15 protein-coding genes are annotated in these 22391 nt (G+C 64.6%); 8 read left to right on the forward strand and 7 right to left on the reverse strand.

The window, feature by feature from the left end; genetic code table 11:
- Positions 1-128: 128 nt before the first annotated feature.
- Positions 129-1574 (forward strand): MFS transporter, encoded by a 1446-nt coding sequence (locus tag PKE80_RS20420; RefSeq protein WP_271184109.1) that lies wholly within the window; start codon positions 129-131, stop codon positions 1572-1574.
- Positions 1575-1715: 141 nt separating this feature from the next.
- Here the strand turns inward: PKE80_RS20420 and PKE80_RS20425 are convergent, their stop codons facing one another.
- Positions 1716-2672, reverse strand: a complete 957-nt coding sequence (locus PKE80_RS20425; RefSeq protein ID WP_051586947.1) for a LysR family transcriptional regulator — start codon at positions 2670-2672, stop codon at positions 1716-1718.
- A gap of 105 nt (positions 2673-2777) precedes the next feature.
- Positions 2778-3803 (reverse strand): alpha/beta fold hydrolase, encoded by a 1026-nt coding sequence (locus PKE80_RS20430; RefSeq protein ID WP_271184110.1) that lies wholly within the window; start codon positions 3801-3803, stop codon positions 2778-2780.
- Positions 3804-4010: 207 nt separating this feature from the next.
- Between PKE80_RS20430 and PKE80_RS20435 the strand changes: the two genes are divergently transcribed.
- A complete protein-coding gene (locus tag PKE80_RS20435) occupies positions 4011-5012 on the forward strand; it encodes a nitrilase-related carbon-nitrogen hydrolase (protein ID WP_271184111.1) in 1002 nt (333 codons plus the stop codon).
- Between the two features lie 229 nt (positions 5013-5241).
- Positions 5242-6264: a hypothetical protein gene (locus PKE80_RS20440; RefSeq protein ID WP_271184112.1), complete on the forward strand. Its 1023-nt coding sequence runs from the start codon at positions 5242-5244 to the stop codon at positions 6262-6264.
- Between the two features lie 213 nt (positions 6265-6477).
- Here the strand turns inward: PKE80_RS20440 and PKE80_RS20445 are convergent, their stop codons facing one another.
- Positions 6478-7455, reverse strand: coding sequence for a ParB/RepB/Spo0J family partition protein (locus PKE80_RS20445; protein ID WP_271184113.1), 978 nt, complete (start codon positions 7453-7455; stop codon positions 6478-6480).
- Positions 7456-7624: 169 nt separating this feature from the next.
- A complete protein-coding gene (locus PKE80_RS20450; RefSeq protein ID WP_271184114.1) occupies positions 7625-8833 on the reverse strand; it encodes an AAA family ATPase in 1209 nt (402 codons plus the stop codon).
- Positions 8834-9394: 561 nt separating this feature from the next.
- Here PKE80_RS20450 and PKE80_RS20455 point away from each other — a divergent pair.
- Positions 9395-10699: a replication protein RepA gene (locus PKE80_RS20455; RefSeq protein ID WP_271184115.1), complete on the forward strand. Its 1305-nt coding sequence runs from the start codon at positions 9395-9397 to the stop codon at positions 10697-10699.
- A gap of 43 nt (positions 10700-10742) precedes the next feature.
- Here the strand turns inward: PKE80_RS20455 and PKE80_RS20460 are convergent, their stop codons facing one another.
- Positions 10743-11633, reverse strand: a complete 891-nt coding sequence (locus tag PKE80_RS20460; RefSeq protein ID WP_271184116.1) for a LysR family transcriptional regulator — start codon at positions 11631-11633, stop codon at positions 10743-10745.
- Positions 11634-11940: 307 nt separating this feature from the next.
- Between PKE80_RS20460 and PKE80_RS20465 the strand changes: the two genes are divergently transcribed.
- Genes PKE80_RS20465 through PKE80_RS20475 form a run of 3 tightly spaced genes read left to right on the forward strand, consistent with a single transcriptional unit; the run spans position 11941 to position 17777 of the window.
- Complete coding sequence (locus PKE80_RS20465) at positions 11941-15144, forward strand: efflux RND transporter permease subunit (RefSeq protein WP_037520467.1); 3204 nt, start codon at positions 11941-11943, stop codon at positions 15142-15144.
- Positions 15137-16330: an efflux RND transporter periplasmic adaptor subunit gene (locus PKE80_RS20470; protein WP_271184117.1), complete on the forward strand. Its 1194-nt coding sequence runs from the start codon at positions 15137-15139 to the stop codon at positions 16328-16330. The genes PKE80_RS20465 and PKE80_RS20470 overlap by 8 nt, the downstream gene beginning before the upstream one ends.
- 4 nt (positions 16331-16334) lie before the next feature.
- On the forward strand, positions 16335-17777 hold the full coding sequence (locus PKE80_RS20475; RefSeq protein WP_271184156.1) for an efflux transporter outer membrane subunit: 1443 nt from the start codon (positions 16335-16337) through the stop codon (positions 17775-17777).
- Here the strand turns inward: PKE80_RS20475 and PKE80_RS20480 are convergent.
- Positions 17774-18355, reverse strand: a complete 582-nt coding sequence (locus PKE80_RS20480) for a hypothetical protein (RefSeq protein WP_271184118.1) — start codon at positions 18353-18355, stop codon at positions 17774-17776. The genes PKE80_RS20475 and PKE80_RS20480 overlap by 4 nt on opposite strands.
- 608 nt (positions 18356-18963) lie before the next feature.
- On the opposite strand from PKE80_RS20480, the gene PKE80_RS20485 reads away from it, so the two are divergent.
- On the forward strand, positions 18964-21333 hold the full coding sequence (locus tag PKE80_RS20485; protein WP_271184119.1) for a TonB-dependent receptor: 2370 nt from the start codon (positions 18964-18966) through the stop codon (positions 21331-21333).
- Between the two features lie 115 nt (positions 21334-21448).
- On the opposite strand, the gene PKE80_RS20490 is transcribed toward PKE80_RS20485, so the two are convergent.
- The gene (locus tag PKE80_RS20490) at positions 21449-22336 is read right to left on the reverse strand and encodes a LysR family transcriptional regulator (RefSeq protein WP_271184120.1); all 888 of its coding nucleotides are present in this window, start codon (positions 22334-22336) and stop codon (positions 21449-21451) included.
- Between the last annotated feature and the right edge of the window lie 55 nt (positions 22337-22391).

Consider the following 22391-nt stretch of genomic DNA (forward strand, 5'->3'; position numbering starts at 1 on the left):
TCCCCGCGCAGGCGGGGATGACGGCGAAGGGGCGGCAAATCCACCCTGCGGCCATATCACCAAACGGCATTAGGCCATCGCCCCGAGCCCCCGTGTTCTGCTTTTCAAGCACGAGTACGGAGAACCGCGTGGCAACAGGATCAGGTAGGGCGGCCCATGCAGGCGCCGCAAGTTCCAGAGCATGGTCGATCAGGATAGGGTCGCTGCTGATCCCCCTCGCCCATGCGGCGGGACAGAACGTCGTGACCGTCCTCGGCCTGCGGTTCATGACGGACAGTCTGGCGATCTCCGCCGGGACCGCGGGGCTCATCTTCGCCCTCGTGAAAATCTACGACGGCTTTCTCGACCCCACCGTCGGCGCGTGGAGCGATCGCTTCCAGTCCAAGTGGGGCCGCCGCCTGCCATTCCTCTTCGCGGGCGGACTGGCGATGCCGCTGGGCGTCGTCATGCTGTTCGGCGCGCCCGACGTGGGATCGGTGCTGCTGACCGAGGCTTTCGTGACGCTGGCGCTGATCATCCACGCATCCGGCTATACCCTGATGACGATCCCCGGCTTCGCCATGGTCGTCGAAAGTTCCACCGACCCCGACGAGCGCGCCCGGCTCATGGCATGGCGCACTTACGGCAACGCGGTCGGCACCCTGCTCGGATCGACGCTGCCGACATGGCTGCTGGGCATGATCGGGCCGGGCCGCCAGAGCCACCTCATCCTCGCGGTGCTGGTCGGCGCGATCGTCTTCGTCGCGACCACCGCCGCCGTGCGCCTGCTACGCGACGCCCCCCGCACGGCGCCGAGTGCCGAGGCCGCCCGCAAGCCGCGCGGCCGCTTCGAACTGTGGCGGCAACTGGTGGTGGTCTGGGCCAACAAGCCGTTCCAGATCCTCGCGATCGCGCATGTCTTCCTGCTATTCGGCACCGTGATCGGGTCGGCCACCCTCGCCTACTTCACCCGCGTCGTGCTGAAGGTCGGCGATGCCACGCTGGGCACCTATTTCATGCTTTCGACGGTCGCGATGGTGCTGTCGATGCCGGCCTGGGTGTTCGGGTCGCGCCATCTCGGGCGCAAGGCGTGCTACATGATCGCGCTTGCCGTCTACGGCGCCAACCACCTGACGTGGCTGCTTGCCGGGCCGGGCGAGAGCACCCTCGGCATCGGCGCCCGTGCCCTCGTCGGCGGCTTCGCGGGCGGCGGCATGATCCTGTGCGCCTATGCCCTACTTTCCGACGCGGTACGCTATGACTTCGTCCGCAGCGGCGAGCGTCGGGAGGGCGCGTTCGCGGGCATCACCACGCTGCTGGACAAGCTTTCCTCCGCCGCCTCGCTGGCCGCGCTGGGCGCATTCCTGTCGGCGATGGGCTACGTGTCCTCGGCCAGCGGTGGCTCGGGCGCGCAGGGTGCCGACGCCGAATGGGCGATCATGATGTGCGAGTCCGTGATCCCGGCGCTGGCGATGGCCGGTGCCTTCATCACGATGTGCTTCTACCGCCTCGACGCCGGGGAACTGGCGCTGGCGGAAACGACGGCAGCACCCGCGCTTGACCCTGCGGTCGATCCCACGGGCGAACCGACCTGAAGGAAATTGCAGCCCCGGCGGTTAAAGTCGGGGCTTTTCCCTACTCCAACCTCGTCATTGCGAGCGAAGCGAAGCAACCCAGGGCGGCGTTAAACTGCCCTGGGTTGCTTCGCTTCGCTCGCAATGACGAAGTGTTTTCGATCAATTCGCGTGAGGACGCTTTTCCACCAGAACCGCAACCGGAACATGCGGGATCGCCCGGCTTTCCTCCACGTCCGGTCGCCCGACATGGGCGCGCAGCTTTTCGGCGAAGAGTTCCGCCGAACGCTTGATCTCGGCATCCGCCCGGAACAGCAGTCCCGCGCGCAGAGGGCGCGGCATCCGCTCGACATTCAGCGCGACCGCGCCGGTGCCCTCCATCAGCGCATCGGGCAACATGCCCAGCATGCCTTCCTCCAGTACCAGCGACTTCATGAACGAAACCGAGCTGGTCCTGACCCCGGCGGCCGGCATCCCGGCGTTGCCGACCGCGAAGTAGTTGCGAGTGGCTGCCAGCCAGTGCTTCTGGTCCAGCATCGCCCATGCCCAGCGTGTCAGCTCGGCGGGCGTGATACCGCTACGGTGCGCAAGCGGGTGCCCGGGCGCGGCGTAGATCGAGCAGGACGAACTGCGGATCCGCTCATAGGCCAACTTCTCCTGCATCGTAGTCGCCGGAACGGTGGTGAAGACGAGATCGACCTTGCGGTCCATCAGGGCGGGAACGGTCTCGTCAACATGCCCCTCGACGATCCGCAGCGATACGTCGGGATGCTCGCGCGTGAATTCCGCCACGACGGCGCGCAAACCCATCTGTGCCTGCAAGGGGCAGATCGCGGCCACCAGTTCCTCGCCCAGCCCGCGCTTGGCAAGGGCGATGCGCTGCTGCGCCCGCTCCTGCTCGTTGACCATGAGCCGCGCATGCTCGAGCAGCGCGGTGCCCGCCGCCGTCAGTTCCACCCCGCTGGAACGGCGGTCGAACAGCCGCGCATCGATCTCGTCCTCGAGGGTCTTGATGCTGCGGGTAAGCGCGGGCTGCGTCAGGAAGACCCGCTCTGCCGCCCGGGAAAAATTGCCCAGCTCCGCAACCGCAATGAAGTGCCGCAACTGACGAAGATCCATGATCCCACCTCAAGCCTTATGACGGAAAGAGGAAGGGGAACCCGGAGCTGCCCCCGGGTCCAGAATTTAACGCTTCCTCCCCGCTCTGCGGACAATCCTCCGCGCTTATTTCCCTGTGGCGGGTGTCGCCGGAAGTGCGTCGATCCATGCCTTGAGGTCGCGCCCGGTCTGCTCGGGCAGTTCGATCATCGGGTAGTGGCCGACGTCGGGATAGTGGATGATCTTCATCGGCGCATTGGCGAACATCACCCGCGCGTCGTCGGCCCGGTCCTTGGGGATGACGATGTCTCGGTCGCCCCACTGCAGCAGCACCGGCACCTTCACGGCCGCCGCCGCATCGCCCGCACCGGACTTCCACACCGCCTTGGTGTTCGCCTCGTAATAGGTCTTCACCCGCGCGAAACCGCCGGGGATGTTGTTGGTCATGTAGTACCAATGGACCGTCTCGGGCTTCAGCCGCTCCGGACGCCCGTAGAGTTCGGCCAGCGAATGGCGGTAGAAGAACTCGGGCATGTAGTTGGGCACGAGGTTCGTGTGCACCCACAGGACCGATGATACGAGAGCCGAAGTCTCGGTCGGAGGGGGCGCCTTGAGCGGCAGGGTGGATACCGCCAGCGCGCGGACCTGCTCGGGATGGCGCGCCGTGTACATCGTCGCGATCGTCGCCCCGCTGGAGCTGGCGACGATGACGAACTTGCCAAGGCCCTTCTGCTTCACGAAACGCTCGATCAGTTCCACGACGCTCGGCATCCCCTGCGAGGCACGCGGATCGACGGAGAGCCCATAAGGCGGCCAGTCGAAACGGATGACGCGGTAGGAGCCCTTGAGCTGGTCGGCCCAGCCGTCCCAGATCCGCAGGTTCGACATGGAACTGTGCAGCATCAGGATGACCGGCCCCTGCCCTTCGTCGCGGACATGCAGCTTGACGTCGCCGACCATCTCGAACTTCGACGGCCCGGTCGCCTGCTCGGCCGCGACAGCCTCATAGCTGGGGTTCCACCAGCCAAGCCGCATAGTGCCCAGCGTACCCGCCGCGACGAGCGCCACTGCCGCCACCACGCCGCCGACGATCCTGCCCACCCGGCGGCTGCCCTTTTCGGAACTGCTTTCGGCCCGATCCCTGACGCTCATCCATGATCCCCTGTGCTGAAACGCCGATGATGACGGGGAGCGCGGCGCGGCTCCAATCAGTAGATTGCAATGAGCCATACCCGCACCGCATGGCGCCACACTACGCGAGCCAATGTCTCCGGCAGGTGGGTAAACGGCGCCTCCCCCAAGAATGAGCGGCGGAGAATCGCGCTATCGAACACTCCAAACCGACAGAGGGAGATCAAGATGCGCCACGCCCCGCCCCCGCCTTATGTCCTCGCCACGTGCGCCTCGGCGCCGCAGTGCGTGTTCGCGAATGGCGCCGTGGACCGCGCCGCGATCGACCACAACATCGCGCAGACCATCGCCCTGACCGAGCGGGCGGTCGGCGATCACGGGGCACGGCTGGTCGTGTTCCCGCAGTTCGGCCTCACCGGCTATGCCATGGTTTCCCCCGAGGCCTGGCACGACGCCGCCTTCGCGCTCCCCGGCCGCGAGATCGAGCGCATCGCCGAAGCCTCCCGCCGCACCGGCGCATGGATCGCCGTCCAGGTGCCCGAACGCCACGACGCCTTTCCGGGTCGCCACTTCCTTTCCTGCGTCATCGTCGGTCCTGACGACGGCATCGCCCTCGTCCACCGCAAGGGCTATTCGCTATCGCTGCGCACCAGCCCGATCGATGTGTACGAGCGGTTCGTGGAAGTCTTCGGCAAGGACGCATTCCACCCCGTGATCGACACACCGATCGGCCGTCTCGGCGCGGTGATCGGGGCCGAATTGCACTGGCCGGAAGTGTGCCGTTCACTGGCACTCAAAGGCACCCAAGTGGTACTCAACCCCATAGCAGCGGCGCCGCACCTCGACTATCTGCAGCGACCGGGCGCACTCCACGTTCGATCCGTGCGCGCCTTCGAGAACATGGTCTATCTTGCCACCGCCAACATCGCCGGACCGGCCGACACACCCCCGTCGATCATCTTCGATTACAAGGGCGCCTCCATCGCCGAGCCTGTCGAGGGTGCGCCCGAGATCACCCTCGCCACGATCGACATCGCCGCAATGGAAGCGTGGCGCGGAGCGCCATCCGCCAATTTCCTCGCCCAGATCCAGCCGGCCACGACGATCCACCCGGACCCGCACCTCCATTGGCCCCGCAACGCATGGCCGGCGCAGGCACCATCGACGTTCGAGGATCTCGCTGCCACGGAGGCGGATACCTGGCGCAAGTTGAACGCGCACTGGGGCTGAACGGGTTATGCATCCGAGCGATTGCATAGCTAATCATATTTAGCTACCTATATGCTCGAAAATTCGCGTAAAAACCGCGATTTTATCGAGTAGTTCAAGCATGAATTCCGCTCCTGAGGATGCCCCGGCAGCCCCCCTTGAAGCTGACGCTCTCATGGCGTTCGGCCATATGTGCGGCGCCTTGTCGTATTGCCCTGAAGCAACCCTGCGGGTCTTTGCCGGGCAGGCCTTGCGCCACACGCTGATCGCGGCGCTTCGGCAGGAGGGGCATGCCTTTACGGAAATGCGCTTTCACGCCTGGTTCGCAGGGCTGACCACGCTCTCCGAAGACAGCCCGAGAAGCGCCCGCCCCGCCCGCGCCTTGTGCAACGCGATCCTGACCGAGCTTGCCAACTGGGGCGATACGGCGCTCGCCGCCGCAGCAGGCCAGCTGAAGACCGCCCTGCTCGCGCCACTGGAGGGCCACGACGAGAACGCGAACGCGGAAGCCAATCGCATTTTCGAAGCCGCGCGCCTGGTGATCGGCACCCTGCCGACAGCGAAGACCTCCCCCCTTGCCGACATGGCAGCGTTGCATGCCGCGATTGCCGGCAACATCGACTTCGCGCCGCCGGAGCGAGCACCTTCTCGCCTTGCCACGCCACTGCGGCAATTCAAGATCGAGCCCCCCTCCCTCAAGGCGCCACTCTGGGCGATCGACCTGGTCTTCTCGCGGCGCCTGTTCGAGCAGCGGAACTTGCGCACTGCCCTCCCCCTTTCCGGCCTCGCCCGAGCCAACGCCATAAGTGAAGCGGACGTCCTGCAGCGGCGGCTCATCTTCGCCGACGCTATGCAGAGCGCGGTCGGCCCGATGCTGACGATGATGCAGAACGCCGATGCTCTCGCCCGCTTCGCCCATGCTCCGGCACCGGGCCGTCGCGGCAATTCGAGAGCACCCTTGCTGATGGAATTGCTGGCCGGCTTCGGACCGCTACGTTCACGGCAGATCGAGACGATACTTGGCGCGTCGCGCCTCGGCGTCGCGGGAATGATCGAAAGTTGGGAAGCCTTGGGCGCGATCAGCCGGACGACGATCTCGGGTTCGCACCTGCTGGAAATGCGAACCATGCAACGAGCATCAGTACAATCCCCGAGGCCAGAGGCACCCGCATTCTCGACATCGGTTCTCGCCGACTACGAGTCATCGATGGAAGCCATCGACCGCCTTCTGGCACGTCGCGATGACGCGCGACAGGATGACGGCTCCACCTGATCGACCGGCGCCTGAGAACCTTCCCACGGCAAAATGGCGTCAATTTAACCGGATTGCCCGGTTTTTGACCTCCCCGGAAATGGGCCTTTCAGCGCCATAACGATCTGGAGACAACCTGCAGGTCATAAATGTCGCCGCGGCGCCCTACGAGGCCCTGAGGGCAAAAATCGAAAATTCGGGGCCAACACAATGCGCATCGGCCCCGAATATATGTCAGCCTTCGATGAGCCCACGAATCGCGGTCATCAGTTCATCGGTCGATGCGCCGGAGCGCGGAACGATCTTCAGGGTCAGTCCGCTGCGTGCCGAACGGGCGTAACGGAGCATCGGTTTGCCGTTCGCGGCCTTGACCACCAGTTCGCCGCCGCCCGTCTTGGTCTTTGCGACGGTCGCCGCAATCAGCCGCTTCGCCACTTCCGGACCCGACAGCTTCACGCCAAGGTCCGCGCGATCTTCGCGCACGCCCCTGCCCTCTTCGATCATCAGCGCCAGTGCGCGCGGATCGCCGGTCAGTGGTTTGATATCGCGCGCCACGCGTACCGTCAGGTCATGGGTATCGGCGAAGATCTCGACGATCTCTGCAGGCAGTCGCGCCACGTCGAGCAGGCGGCTGAGCCACGAGCGGGAAATCTTGAGATGCTCGGCCATCTCGCTCTGCGAACCGTCATAGAACTCGTCGAGCGCGCGAAGATATTCGTTGGCGCGCTCCCAGTCGGAGATGTCCTTGCGCGACCGGTTCTCGATGTCGGAGACGCGGAACGCCTCTTCGTCCGACACATGCTGGATGGTGACAAGATATTCGTACTCGGGATGGTGGTGCGCCCGCAGCCACTGGACCGTCCACCAGCGACGCACGCCGGCGATGATCTCGTAGTCGTAGTCAGGGTCGTTCGTCAGCCTGCGGACGATCGCCGGGATGCGCTGCTTCTTCGCCGAGAGGAATGCATCGATCAGGTCGCGGCAGCTCTCCTCGTCGAGGTGATCGAGATCACGGTTGTGAAGACGCCAGGGGCGACACCGTGCCGGGTCCACCCACTCGGTCCGGTCAGTGACGACCTTGCCCGAAGCCAGCCGTGCGAGGGTCTGGCTCCGGCTGGCCATGATGCTTTCCGACGGCGCCGAGTTGTCCAGATCCGCGTCATCAAGCCCATCGGTGAGGCTGCTCCCAAATCCGCGATTGCCCTTTGCCATAGTCACTTCCCGTCCGCCGCAGCGCCTGTTCCAGTGCCGGTTGCCACGTGGCAACACCGACACACATTCCCGTTTTTACTCTCGATCCGGATGCAGACAACAACCGGATCGAAACTCACATCACCTTGAATTCAGGCGAGTTTCTTATTCGTTGCCACGTGGCAACTGCTCAATCTATCCGACCAGCCCGGCTCGCCCAGGTTCGCAGAACGTCCTGTTCGATGTCGTGGCAGACATCGTTGAGGAAGCGAACGCAGCGGTTGTGCACCTCATGCGACGTGACCGGGCGATCGAGTTCGAAGACCGTCTTCATGCGCGAGCTGGCGTTGTCGATCTCCGCGCTGACCTTGAGCACGGAGTTGATCATCGAACCGCCGAATACCTGCCGCATCATACCCAGGATCTCGCGGTGCATGGACTTGCTGTCATCCACGCGGCTAGCGACCAGACGGATGAAATTGTACGCAGGGCGCACTCGCCCGCCCAGTTGCTCCAGCTGCTTCATGGTGGTGCGGGCCATGTCGATGAACGAGACGGTCGATGCGAAGTCGATGACGCTCGGCGGCGCCGGAATGACCATTGCATTGGCAGCCTGGAGCACCGCCATCGATACCATGCCGAGCGCCGGCGGCGGGTCCATCACGACGATGTCGTAATCGTCGACGACTTCGTCGATGGCCTGGGCAATGATGTCGATGACGTCGAAGCTCTGGTTCTGGGCCAGGTAGCCGGCGATCTCGTACTCCAGATTATAGAGCTTCAGATTGGCCGGGATCAGGTCGAGCCCGAAGAAGTGCGTCTTGCGAATGATCGAGCGGACGCCCAGCAATTCCGGATTATGGAAGTGCCCATAGAGAGTGTCATCCTCTCCCAGGTCCACGTCGGGACGATAGCCGAACATCATGGTCGAGCTGGCTTGGCTGTCGCAGTCGATGAACAGGACGCGGTAGCCGCGGATCGCGAAGTGCTGCGCCATGTGCAAAGCGAGGGTGGACTTGCCGACGCCGCCCTTGAAATTCGACACCGAGAGGATGGCCGGGGTATCGCCCGGTGCACGCCACGGCCGCGTGCCGAAGACGGCCCGCATGTGATCGAGTTCCTCCAGCGTATATTGCACGCGGTGTCCCGAAGCCGTGCGGTCTCGTTCGGGCAGGCGTCCATCGCGTTCGGCCTCCCGAATGGCGGACGCAGTGCGGCCGACCAGCGAGGCTGCCTTGGAGATCGGGAAGGAAGGGCCGACCTTGTGCCCCGTCTCCGGATCGAGCGCGCCGTCGCGGATACGCTTGAGAATAGTGAGAGCCTTGCGATGAAGCAGGCCAAGGCTATCTTCCAGCAGTTCGTCACCGCTGATTTCAGAAGGAGCAGGGGTCGTCGCCATAGATACCCGTCTTGTGAGTTTGAGGCCCAACCCTACCCCCGTTGGAAGTTTCGAGCAACGACCCGTCCACCAGTGTTACAAAACCACCGATGATCTCCGTGCTTTTTGCCCCATTCCGAGTCGCACGAGACACATGCACGAGTCGAATGACCGATGATCTCGGTGCCGTTAGCGAATCCGGAGCCGTGAAATGACTCTGTCGCGCCATCCGATTCGCATTTCTGTCGTCCTGAGATCGCCGTTTTCCCCCGCTACCGATGATCTCGGTGCCCAGCGATGATCTCAGTGCGTAACAGCGATGATCTCGGAGCCGTTTGGACCGATGATCTCGGAGCGCAAACCTATACAAGAATCCCTAATCAAAATCCGATTCGCGAATCGGTTCGATTGAAAAGCATGGGAAATTGAGTCGAACCTGCAAAACGCACCGAGATCATCGGTGAGGTTGTAGGTTTGAACCGCTAATTCCTGCCGAAACTGCCAAGCTCCTTGCCAATCCGGGCGAAACCTGTTGTCTAAGCGGCAGATGACAGCCCCATGAGTCGGGCAAAGCAGGGCGATATGAACTCGGATAGCAGCAAGCCGATTGGACACCAGTATGCCCTCGCCATGATCGATGGCGGCGAGGAACGGGTGCGTTCGCTTGCCCGGGCCGCAGGGTCGCAATTGACGATGGATGCATTTCTGCGCGTCCATGACGAAGAGCCGGTGCCGGCGTTCCTGCATTCTGCGCTTTGTGCCATGTCGCTGCCGACGAAGCGACCCAAGGACGAGACCCAGCCGATCCTGCGCGAAGACGGCAAGTATGCGCTGGCGATCAACCCGCGGCCGGTCCTGCAAACGGTGGATGGCAAGCCGCTCCTGCGCAGCCTTGGCGTACCTTACGGCGCCTATCCCCGCGTCGCGCTGATCTACCTTTTGTCGCAGGCGGTTTCGAAGCGTTCGCGCGATGTCTATCTCGGCCGCAACTTTACCGAGTGGATGCGCCGATTAGGGTATCAGACCGTGTCCTATGGGCCGCGCGGTACGGCCAACCGCATGCGTGAGCAGGTCGACAGGCTTCTCGCCTGCGAATGGCAGATTCGCTGGGATGGCACCGAGGCCGACGACAATGCCTTCGCCGTGCGCGACGTCAAGATTTCCAACGAATATGCGGGTTCGCTCGAGAAGAACGGTGCCTTCGCCCGTGAGATCCGGATGTCGGAAGGCTTCTATGCGCACCTCATCGACCATGCGGTGCCGCTCAACGAAGTGGCGATCCGCGAGCTGAAGGGCACGCCTACCGCCCTCGACCTCTATACTTATCTGGCCTATCGTCTGCCGCGCATCGCCGCCGACAAGGGGCAGACGATTTCCTGGGATCAGCTGGCGCGCCACCTAGGCAACGATGCGGACAGCAAGCGTTTCCGGCAGACCGTGCGCGAGACGATGCAACTGGTTTCGGCCGTCTATCCCAACGCCAACATCGACATGACCGGCCGCAAGGTCGTGCTCTATCCTTCGCCCGCGCCGCTGGAACGCAAGCTGGTGGGGCCTCATCTGCGGCTGCTGGGTGCGCCAGCGGCAAAAGAGGCACCGAGATCATCGGTCATGCCGAAGGCCAAGACCCGCAAGGAGGAGGCCGCCAACGAGGGACCCCTGCTCGAATTCCCGAACGGCAGCATGAGCTTCGGCACGCGCGAGGCGGCATACCGCAAGATCGGCCTCGACAAGGGACACCCCTGGTCGGTGGACCAGATGGCCGACGCCTTCCGCGCCGGGTTCCCCGGAATTTCGCGCAAGCGCAGCGAAACCGAGTGGCTGCGCGTATGGGATGCTTTCGTTATCAGCTATGCCAAGCGCAGGGGAGCAGCCGAGGGCGAGTGACCGATGATGTCCGAGCCGTTTGACGGTCAGGGCTGCGCTATGGTCAATCGCCGACCGGTTCTATGAGGCTGCGGAAATTGCGCGTCGTCGGTGAGGCGTCGCGCAGATGGAACAGCACGAGCTGGCTGGAAAACGGCATGTCGATGGGCCGGAACGTCAGCGTGTCGACATTCAGGCGGGCCAGCGACCGGGACAAGATCGTTATGCCGAGCCCTGCGGCGGTCAGCCCGACGAGGGTTCCGAAACTGTCGGCTTCCAGCGCGACGGTCGGACGGAAGCCAAGTTCCTCGCAATGGGTGCTCAGCATCTCATTGAAACCCGCGCCGTTCATCGAGCCAAAGAGGATGAGCTGCTCGCCCTCGATGTCGGCAAGCGACAAAGGCCGATCGTGCTCCGCAAGGCGGTGATCGCGCCGCATCGCCACCATCATGCCTTCGCACTGGAGCGGAAGGACCTGCATCTGCGGCAGCAGCGCCAGCGGTGAGAAGGCGCGCAAGATACCGATGTCGAGGGTGCCGCGCTCGACGCGGCTGATCTGTTCCTCGCGCGGGAGCTCGCTCAGTTCGACATGCACTTCCGGGAACTGCGCCCGAAACCGCGCGAGCGCGTCGACGACATAAGGCGTGAACGGCACCGAAGGCGAGAAGCCCAGACTCAGGCGGCCGACTTCTCCCGAATCCGCCAGCTTGGCGATGCGGGCGGCACGGTCGGCTTGTGCCAGCGTCTCGCGCGCCTGGGGCAGGAACTGCAGCCCGGCGCGCGTCAGTTTTACGCTTCTGCTCGTACGGTCGAACAGGCGCACGTCGAGTTCCTCCTCCAGCGCACGAATCTGCTGGCTGAGGGGAGGCTGCGATATGCCCAGACGCTGCGCGGCTGCCCCGAAGTGGAGTTCTTCGGCCACGCAGACGAAGTAGCGCAAGTGCCTAAGCTCCAAAGGTCACGCTCCGATTGAGAGGTTTTCGATATTGATCGTGCCTCCATATATATTGGACAGAAAAGATCCAAGCGCGCATCGGCGGTTTCGTGAGGGGTTCCTCTCACGATGCGGCCGGACAACACCGCTCCCGAACAACAAGGCGGGTGACCGATCCGTTTCCTGACGCCGGAGCCACCGGCCGGGCCTTCGTCCTGCGCTTCAGTCGCGGCGGGGCAGGGCGGTGCGACCGGCTTGCGACGAGGATGGCGGTGAAGGGGCCGTGAGGCGCGGATCGACCGTGCCTTCGCGGCACATGGAGAAGTCGATGATCGGTATCGTCAAAGTTGCCCTGAACCGCCCGCTGACGTTCATCGTCATGGCCATCCTGATTGCCGTCGGCGGTATCCTCGCGGCGTTCAGAACGCCGGTCGACATCTTTCCCGAGATCAAGGTTCCGGTGATCGCGGTCGCCTGGCAATATGCGGGCCTGCCGCCGCAGGACGTCGGCGATCGCATGATCACGCCTTACGAGCGCGTGCTGACCACCACCGTCAACGACATCGAACACGTCGAGAGCCAGTCCTACCAGGGCATCGGCATCGTCAAGATCTACTTCCAGCCGGGCGTCGATATCCGCACCGCGACGGCGCAGGTCACCTCGATCTCGCAGACGATCCTCAAGCAGCTTCCGCCGGGTGCGACGCCGCCGCTGATCCTCAACTATTCCGCTTCCACCGTGCCGATCCTGCAGCTTGCGCTATCGGGCAAGGGGCTGACCGAGCAGCAGCTTTTCGATCTGGGCCAGAACCAGATTCGTCCGCGCCTCGTCACCGTGCCCGGCCTTGCCATGCCGTTCCCGTCCGGCGGCAAGCAGCGTCAGGTCCAGATCGACCTCGATCCGCAAGCGCTGCAGGCGCGCGGGCTTTCAGCGCAGGACGTCGGCAACGCCATTGCCGCACAGAACCAGATCAACCCGGCTGGTTTCGTGAAGATCGGTGCGACCCAGTACAGCGTGCGCCTCAACAACTCGCCGAGCACGATCGACGCGCTCAACGACATCCCGGTCAAGGTCGTCAACGGCGCCACCATCTATATGCGTGACGTCGCCTACGTGCGCGATGGCAGCGCGCAGCAGCAGAACATCGTGCATGTCGATGGCAGCCGCTCGGCGCTGCTGACCGTGCTCAAGAACGGCGCAGCCTCGACGCTGGCCATCGTCAACGGGGTGAAGGAGGCCATGCCTTCCATCCAGCAGACGCTGCCCGACACGCTCAAGGTCCTGATCGTGGGCGACCAGTCGCTGTTCGTGAAGGCGGCGGTCAGTGGCGTCATCCACGAAGGTGCGATCGCCGCCGCGCTGACCTCGCTGATGATCCTCCTGTTCCTCGGCTCCTGGCGCTCGACGGTGATCATCGCACTGTCGATCCCGCTGGCGGTGCTGGCTGCCGTCATGGCGCTGGCGATCTTCGGGCAGACGCTCAACGTGATGACGCTGGGCGGCCTTGCGCTCGCGGTCGGCATCCTCGTCGATGACGCGACGGTGACGATCGAGAACATCAACTGGCACCTCGAGCAGGGCAAGGGCGTCGTGGAATCCATCCTCGACGGCGCGGCGCAGATCGTGACGCCGGCGTTCGTCTCGCTGCTGTGCATCTGCATCGTCTTCGTGCCGATGTTCTTCCTGCCGGGCGTCGCGGGCTATCTTTTCGTGCCGATGGCGCTGTCGGTGGTCTTCGCGATGATCGCCTCGTTCATCCTGTCGCGCACGCTGGTGCCGACCATGGCGATGTACCTGCTCAAGCCGCATGCCCCGCACGGCGAGAACCATCACAACGCCGGAGAGCCAGGCTCGCGCAACGTGTTCGTCCGCTTCCAGCGCGGCTTCGAGGCGCGGTTCGAAAAGGTGAGGGCGGTCTACATCAGCCTGCTGCGCCGGGCGTTGGGATCCAGCAAGGGCTTCATGATCGGCTTCCTTGCGATCGTGCTCGTCTCGTTCGGACTGATGCCATTCCTGGGCAGCAACTTCTTCCCGGCGGTCGATTCCGGGCAGATCGCCATGCACGTGCGGTTGCCCGCAGGCACCCGCATCGAGACTTCGGCCTCGCGGTTCGAGGCGATTACCAGCGAGATCCGCCGGATCATTCCGGCAGAACAGCTTGGCACTGTCACCGACAACATCGGCCTGCCGGTCAGCCCGCTCAATACCATCTATTCGAACAGCGGAACGATCGGTCCGCAGGATGGCGACGTTCTGGTCACTCTCAAGGAAGGCCACCAGCCGACCGAGCAATTCGTCGATCGTCTGCGTGTGGAAATGCCGCGCCGCTTCCCCGGCGCCACGTTCGCCTTCCTGCCCGCCGACATAACCAGCCAGATCCTCAACTTCGGTTCGCCTTCGCCGATCGACATCCAGATCGCGGGCAAGGACCAGGACGCCGCGCGTATCTACGCGCACAAGCTGATGACCAGACTTTCGCGCATTCCCGGGATCGCCGACATGCGGCTGCAGCAGCCCGCGCGCTCGCCGCAGCTTGACGTGGAGGTCGATCGGGCACGCATCGGTCAGTACGGACTGAGCGAAAGGGACGTGACGACCAGCCTTGCCAGTTCGCTGGCCGGCACGGCGCAGACCGCTCCTCTGTTCTTCGTGAACCCGGAAAACGGCGTGTCCTATCCGGTCGTGGCGCAGGCGCCGGAGTATCAGGTCGGTTCGATGAACGCGCTGTCGGACATCCCGGTCTCGGGCACTGCCGGAACGCCCACGCAGCCGCTCGGCGCGCTGGCCTCGCTTACCCGGTCGAGCACGACCTCGGTGGTCTCGCACTATAACATCCAGCCCGTGATCGACATCTATGCGACCACGCAGGGCCGTGATCTCGGCAATGTCGCGGCCGCCGTACAGTCGGCGATCAGTTCGCTCGAGAAGGAACAGCCCAAGGGCACGACCGTCACGATCCGCGGCCAGTACCAGACCATGAACACCGCTTTCTCCGGCCTTGGCTTCGGCTTGCTGGGGGCGATCTTCCTGATCTACCTGCTGATCGTCGTGAACTTCCAGAGCTGGGTCGATCCCTTCGTCATCATCACCGCGCTGCCCGCCGCGCTTGCCGGGATCGTATGGATGCTCTTCGCCACGGGGACCACGCTTTCGGTGCCTGCCCTTACCGGCGCGATCATGTGCATGGGCGTGGCGACCGCGAACTCGATCCTCGTCGTCAGCTTCGCGCGCGAAAAACTCGCCGAACTGGGCGATGCCACCAAGGCGGCGATCGAGGCGGGCCTCGTGCGCTTCCGCCCGGTGCTGATGACCGCGCTTGCGATGATCATCGGCATGGCGCCGATGGCGCTCGGGCTGGGCGAGGGCGGTGAGCAGAACGCCCCGCTCGGCCGCGCGGTGATCGGCGGCCTGATCTGCGCTACGATCGCAACCCTATTCTTCGTCCCTACCGTGTTCAGCTTCGTCCACCGCCGCCGCACCCATGGCGACGAGCAGACCCGTTCGATGGAAATGCAGCCCAGCCATGCTTGAACCCGAGATCACTGAAAACAACAGCCTCTCCAGCGGCACGCTGAAGAAGGTCGGCATCGGCGCCGCCGTCGTCGCGCTGGCCGTCGTCGCCTTCGGCGTCGCGAGCCGGATCAGCGCCACCAACGACCTCGAGGCGGTGGCCGCCGACGCTGCGGTTCCCACCGTCACCGTCGTCTCGCCCGCCACGGCCGAGGGCGGCGACGGGCTCGTCCTGCCAGGAACCATCCAGGCCTACAACAGCGCCGCGATCAACGCGCGGACCAACGGCTACGTCCGCCGCTGGCTGGCCGACATCGGTGATCACGTGAATGCCGGGCAGACGCTCGCCATCCTCGACGCGCCCGAGATCGACCAGCAGCTGGCACAGGCCAAGGCGGACTACCAGACCGCGCTCGCCAACCAGCGCCTTGCCGCGACGACATCGAAGCGCTGGCAGTCGATGCTGGCGCAGGACGCCGTCTCGCAGCAGGAAGCGGACGAGAAGGCGGGCGACCTCGCGGCCAAGACCGCGCTGGCTAACGCTGCGCTGGCCAGCGTGCGCGAACTGAACGCCAAGCACGGCTTCACGCAGCTTTCCGCGCCGTTCAGTGGTGTCGTGACCAGTCGCTCGGCCCAGATCGGCGCGCTGGTCGTGTCGGGTAACGCGGCATCGCAGCCCCTCTTCACCGTCTCCGACGTGCACCGCATGCGCATCTACGTGCGCGTGCCGCAGGTCTATTCCTCCCAGATCCATGCCGGGATGAAGGCCAGCCTCAACCTGCCCGAATTCGCAGGCCGCGATTTCGAGGCGTCGCTGACCCGTTCGGCGGGCTCGGTCGATGCCCAGTCGGGCGCGATGCTGGTCGAACTGCAGGCGGACAATTCCGACGGCGCGCTCAAGCCCGGTGCCTTCGCCCATGTGCGCTTCGCCATCGACGGCGTCGGCGGCGGCCTGCGCCTTCCCGGCAGCGCGATCATGGCTGCGGAGGACGGCCCGAGCGTCGCGATCGTCGGCAAGGACGGGACGGTCACACTGCGCCGCGTCACCATCGCCCGTGACGAGGGCAAGACCGTACTGGTCTCGGTGGGCCTGAAGACCGGCGACAAGGTCATAGACTCCCCGCCGGATGCGATCCGCACCGGCGACCACGTGCGCATTGCCGTGCCGGACAGCAAGGACGTCAAGGGGACCGGCGGCAATGGTTGACGCCATGGCGGACAAGGGCAGGGCCGTGCTCGCCCGAGCGCTGGCATTGCCGATCGCTCTTGCGCTGGGTGCCTGCTCGATGGCGCCGGACTATCAGCCACCCCAGACCGCTGCGCCTGCGCAGTTCAAGGAAGTTGCCGGCTGGACCGCCGCCGCCCCGCGCGATGGCGAGGGCAGGGGGCCTTGGTGGGAGGTCTATGCCGATCCGATGCTTACCGATCTGGAGGCGCGGGCAGCAAAAGCGAGTCCGTCGCTTGCCGCGGCGCTTGCACGCTACGACGCGGCACGCGCCGCAGCGCGGGTGGAGCAGTCGGATCTCTACCCGCAAGCGGGCGTGAGCGGGCAGGCTTCGCGCGAACGGCTCTCGGAAAATCGTCCGCTGAGCACCGGCACCACACGCAAGTACAACGACTATACCGTCGGCGGCTCGATCGACTACGAGCTGGACCTCTGGGGGCGCATCCGCAACCAGGTGAAGGCGGCGACGGCGGAATCGGATGCGAGCCGCGCGGATCTCGCCTCCGCGCAGCTGAGCCTGCAGGCGGCGGTGGCCGATGCCTATTTCCGGCTGCGGGGCCTCGACGCGCAGGCGCAAGTGCTCGACCAGTCGGTCGAGGCTTTCGCGCGGGCCTACGACCTGACCGATAAGCGGCACACCGGCGGCGTCGCCTCCGGGATCGACGTCAATCGCGCCCGCACCGTCCTCGGCAATGCCCGCGCACAAGTGGCGACGATCGCCAACCAGCGCGCCGCCACCGAGCATGAGATTGCGGCCCTCGTCGGCGAAGTGGCTTCCGGTTTCAGCCTGCCGGTGGCTGCGGCCGACCTCGCGCCGCCCGCGCCGCCCGCCGCGACGCCGTCCGATCTGCTGCAGCGTCGCCCCGACATCGCCGCCGCAGAGCGGCGGGTCTTCGCAGCCAACGCCCGCATCGGCGTGGCCAAGGCGGCGTTCTTCCCTTCGCTGACGCTGGGCGCGGCGGGCGGATGGGAGACCACCAACGGTCAGTTGCTGACGACGCCGAACACGTTCTGGTCGCTCGGCCCGCTCACCAGCCTGTTGACGATCTTCGACGGCGGCCGCCGGTCGGCACAAGTGAAGATCTCGCGCGCGGACTACGAGGAGACGGCGGCGGACTACCGGGAAACCGTGCTCACCGCGTTCCGGCAGGTTGAGGACGCCATTGCCGCGATGCATCACCTCTCTTCCGCCGCCGTGGCGCAGAAGGAGGCGGCCGATGCCGCGCAGCGCACGCGGGACATTGCAATGTCCCGCTACCGCGACGGTGCGGCGGGCTATCTTGACGTGGTGACCGCACAGACCGATGCGCTCGATGCGCAGCGCGCGTACATCTCGGTGCAGACGCAGCGGATGCAGGCGAGCGTGGCCTTCGTGAAGGCTCTCGGGGGCGGTCTAACGGCACCTGCGGATGCTACGGCGGGGCATTAATTGAGCCTTAGTTCGCCCTGGAGTGCTTCGCTCCGGGGCGACTGTGGCGCCGGACCCGATCGCCCCATCAGACACCGCGCTCCGCCGACCAGCGTATAGACCGCGTGGCGCCCCGCTCCGCGGTTCTGGTGATCGACGCGAAAGCCCTGGTAGTGGCGCCGGATCAGCCCGGCATGCACCAGTTCAGAAACCGCGCGGCTGAGGTTGGTCTTGCCCGACTTGCGGATACGTTCGTGCACCTCGGCGGCGATCACCGCTTCGGCCGCCTGCGGTTCCGCCGGGGCCTTGCCGGAGGCGAGCAGCTCAAGGCGCACTTTCTCCGCCAGCATCAGCCGCTTCGGGTCGCGTGCGCCCATCGGGGCGAGCGCGTCGCAGAGCCAGTCGCGCAGCAGGGTGCTGCGGCCTGCGCGCAGGATGAAGGGCCCCGCGCTGCCGTCGGGCCGCGCGATTTCGGCGATGAGGCTCAGAACCATGAAGGCATAGCGCGGCCGCGAACTTGTCTGTGCCACGCGGTCGAGGAGATCCGCCATGTCGCTGGTCTGCCCGCGATGCGGGGAGAGAGGCGTGTAATGGAACATAGCGAGGCAAAATAGAGCACATAAATGGAATCGTGAGAATCCCCTTTCCGGACCATGTTTCGCTTTGTCAGCAATGACACTTTACCGGGGGCAAAGTGTCACGGGTGAGATTCTCCATTACGCTCATGATTCGCTACGCCCGGCGAACCTTTCACGCCAATTGACCCGATGCGCGTGCAATCAAACATACCCGCGAATTGGTAAGACCGACGTGGGTATCGGACGCACCAAACATTGCCGGTAAGAAGTAGGGGGGCGGCGAATTGCGCCGGAATACTTCGGAAAAGGGTCATTTCCGGCACTTATCCTGCCTTCATGCGGACTTGCCTCGACAAATCGCCACAGCGAATGCCCGCACGAGCATCATCGCCGGGAAGATGTTGGCCGCCACTGCTTCATTACTCCGCCGCCCGCCCGTATGGTCCAGCGGCTGATTGCGGAGCTTTCCGGCCTCGCAATTGGACGGACAGGTTCCCGCGTCGACGGGGGCCGCCGAAGAAGGCTCCGCCGCCAAGACGGGGCGATCGACGGGCGTTTCCAGCACCATGCGGCCTCAGGGCCGCAGCCGGGAGCGACCGAACGGTAAGACCAATGATGGGGATGATGTGATGAGGCTGTTTTCGTCTGTACTTCTGTGTTCCGCCAGCCTGGCAGGTCTCTCGACCCCGGCCCTTGCGCAGGATGCGGACACGTCCGCCGACGAAGCGGTCGCCGGCAACGTCATCATCGTCCAGGCTCGCCGCCGCGACGAGGCGGTGCAGGACGTTCCGGCGGTCATCGACACGGTGACGGCGGACGACGTGGCCAAGCTCAACATCCGTGACTTCAAGGAAGTCTCCACCCTCGTCCCCGGCCTCCAGCTCACCACCGAGGCGAACGGCGTCGGCGGCGGCGGCCGCCTGCGCGGCGTCAACTTCGACGTCTCGGCCAGCGGCACCAACCCGACGGTCGAATTCTACTTCAACGACGCGCCGATCACGGCGGGCGTGATCCTGCAGCAGATGTACGACATCGGCCAGATCGAAGTGCAGCGCGGGCCTCAGGGCACGCTGCGCGGCCGCGCCGCGCCTTCGGGCTCGATCACCATCGGCGCCAAGAAGCCCGATCTCTATTCGGTGGGCGGCTTCACCGACATGACCGCCAACGATATCGGCACGCTCAACTTCAAGGGCGGCTTCAACCTGCCCATCATCGAAGGCATCGCCGCGATCCGCGTCGCCGGTGTCTGGGACGAGAACGAGGCCGACCGCGTCCGTCCGATCACTTCTGCGCGCGATCCCTTCCAGCGCACCAAGAGCGGCCGCATCTCCGCCATCGTGCAGCCGACCGACTGGCTGAAGTTCGAGGGCATGTACCAGAAGATGGACCGCAAGGCCCGTCTCTACGATCAGGTCGCGTCCTTCAGCGAAGTGAACCCCGACGCCGCCGCGAGCCCGGTCTATATCGACAGTTCGGACCGCCGCTCGATCATGGAATCGCCGCGTCCGATCCACCAGATCTACGACATCTACAACTGGCGCGCGGAGGCATCGGGCTTCGGGCAAGTGCTGATCTATCAGGGCCAGCACTATACCCAGAAGATCACCGGCATCGAAAATTCGGACGAGGCCAACTTCTTTTCCGCCGGCACCGTTCAGGATACGTATTCGTCGCCCAAGGCGACCTCGCATGAAGTGCGCCTGCAGAACGACGCGCGCATCGCCGACATCTTCGATTACGTCGTCGGCTTCTTCGACTACAAGAACGACAACCCGACGACTCTCAACCGTCCGACCATCCTGGGCTATCCGACGAGCGCGACGACCGGTGCCATCTTCGGCATCGTCAACACCGCGATCCAGCGTACCAATACCAGCCACGAGCAGTCGTTCTTCGGCAACCTGACCGCGCATCTGGGCGAGGGGACCGAAGTTTCCGGCGGCGTGCGCCACATCTCCTACACTTCGCAGAACGGCTTGTTCATCAATGGCGCCTCGACCGCCACGACCGGTCAGGACGCGAAGAAGTGGATCTACTCGGCTTCGGTGAAGCACAATTTCTCGCCAGACTTCATGGTCTATGCGAGCACGGGAAGCTCCTGGCGGCCCGGTATCAACGTGGTTGGCGATTTCAGCCAGCGCATGTCGGAACTGGAGGAGAGCTTCGTCAACCTGCCGCCGGAAAGCTCCAAGTCCTATGAGCTGGGCTTCAAGAGCACGCTTCTGGGCGGCCGCATGCGCCTGAACGCGACGGCCTACCACCAGAAGTTCAAGAACTATCCGTACCGCACCGGCGGACGCGGGGTCTACTTCGTGGACTACACCAATCCGGCCAACCCGGTGGTGACCCAGTTCAACTTCGTCGGCGCCGTCCCGGTCGAGGTCAACGGCATCGAGGGCGACGTCTCGATCGACGTGATGGACGGCTGGAACCTGGGTCTCGTCGCCAGCTACTCGATCGGCAAGATCAAGAGCGGTACGGTTCCATGTAACGACCTCAACGGGGACGGCGTGCCGGATGTGATCACGTCCGCGCCTTCGCTGCCGGTTCTGCAGGCTGCGGTTGGCAGTGACAACATTTCGGCTTGCCAGGTCAACCAGCGCTCCGGCTTCCAGGCGCCGTTCAGCGCAACGCTGACCAGCGAATACAGCTTCGCGGTGAGCGATCACGTCAATGCGTACGTGCGCGGCCTGTTCAACTTCTTCGGCAGTTCGCGCGTCGACCCGGTGAACATCTACGACAACCTCGGCTCTTACGGTCTGGTCAATGTCTTTACCGGCATCCGCGACGCCAAGGGGGCGTGGGAAGTCTCGCTCTTCGCCAAGAACCTGCTGGACACCACCAAGACGCTGACCCGGACCGACCCGCTGTTTACGTCCTATCGCAACATTCTGGCGGGTGGCGCGGCGACCACGTTCACCAGCACTTACAACGGCGTGACCACCACCGCCCCGCGCGAGTTCGGTATCAACGTCCGCTACGCCTTCGGCAGCCGCTGAGAGGCCAAGGACTTCGTCATTGCGAGCCGCGAAGCGGAGAAGCAATCCAGGGCAGCTTTGCGTTGCTCTGGATTGCTTCGCTCCGCTCGCAATGACGAAGTGAGGCGGACTTTCGCTAATTCGCCGTTTCCCCCGCCAATAGAGCGGGCAATCGGCGGCGCAGCAGCGCCACGAACAGGCTGACCTTGGGGGAGAGGTGCTTGAGGCGTGGATAGACGGCCCAGATCGGTTCGTCGTCGGGACATTCTCCGGCGAGCACTTCCTCCAGCCGGCCCTCTGCGATCGCCGCTGCCGTATAGAACGCGGGCAACTGGCACACGCCCATGCCTTCCAGCGCCGCTTCCAGCACCATCGTTCCGTTGTTGCAGCGCCAGCGCCCTTCCGGACGAAAGGTTTCGCCGCGCTGGAAGTGCCAGAGCGCGGCCGAGCCGACGAGACAGTCGTGCTCCTTCAACTCGGCGATGCGTTGTGGGCGTCCCTTCGCGGCGAGATAGGCGGGCGCGGCGACGGTGACCATCGCCCGCGAAGCCACCCGTGTCGCGACGAGGCGCGAGTCCTCCAGATGCCCCGTGCGGATGGCGATGTCGTAGCCGTCGCGGATCAGATCGACGACGTCGTTGTCGAGGTCGCAGGCGATCGCGAGCCTGGGATGCTCACGCGCATACTCGCGCAAAACCGGGCCGATGAACCGCTCTCCCAATGTGTACGAGCAGGTGATGCGCAAGTTGCCGCGCGGGCTACCCTGCGCGGTGACGGCGGCGATGGCGTCCTCGCGCTCGGAGATCAGGCGGCTGCCGGTCTCGTAGAAGATGCGGCCCGCTTCGGTCAGCCCCAGCGAGCGGGTGGTGCGATGGAACAACTGGCTGCCGAGCTTCGCCTCCAGCCGGGAAACGGCGCGGCTCATGTGCGTGACCGAAGCGCCGAAGCTGCGTGCGGCGGCGGTGAAGCTGCCGGTCCGCGCCACCGTCACGAATTCCTCGATGCCGTCCCAGGCTCCAATCACGATTTTTTCCACTCGGTTATAATGCTTTTCCCAAGAACCCCATTAACGACAATCC

Source organism: Novosphingobium resinovorum (assembly GCF_027922145.1).
In the GTDB taxonomy this organism is placed as follows: Bacteria; Pseudomonadota; Alphaproteobacteria; order Sphingomonadales; family Sphingomonadaceae; genus Novosphingobium; species Novosphingobium resinovorum.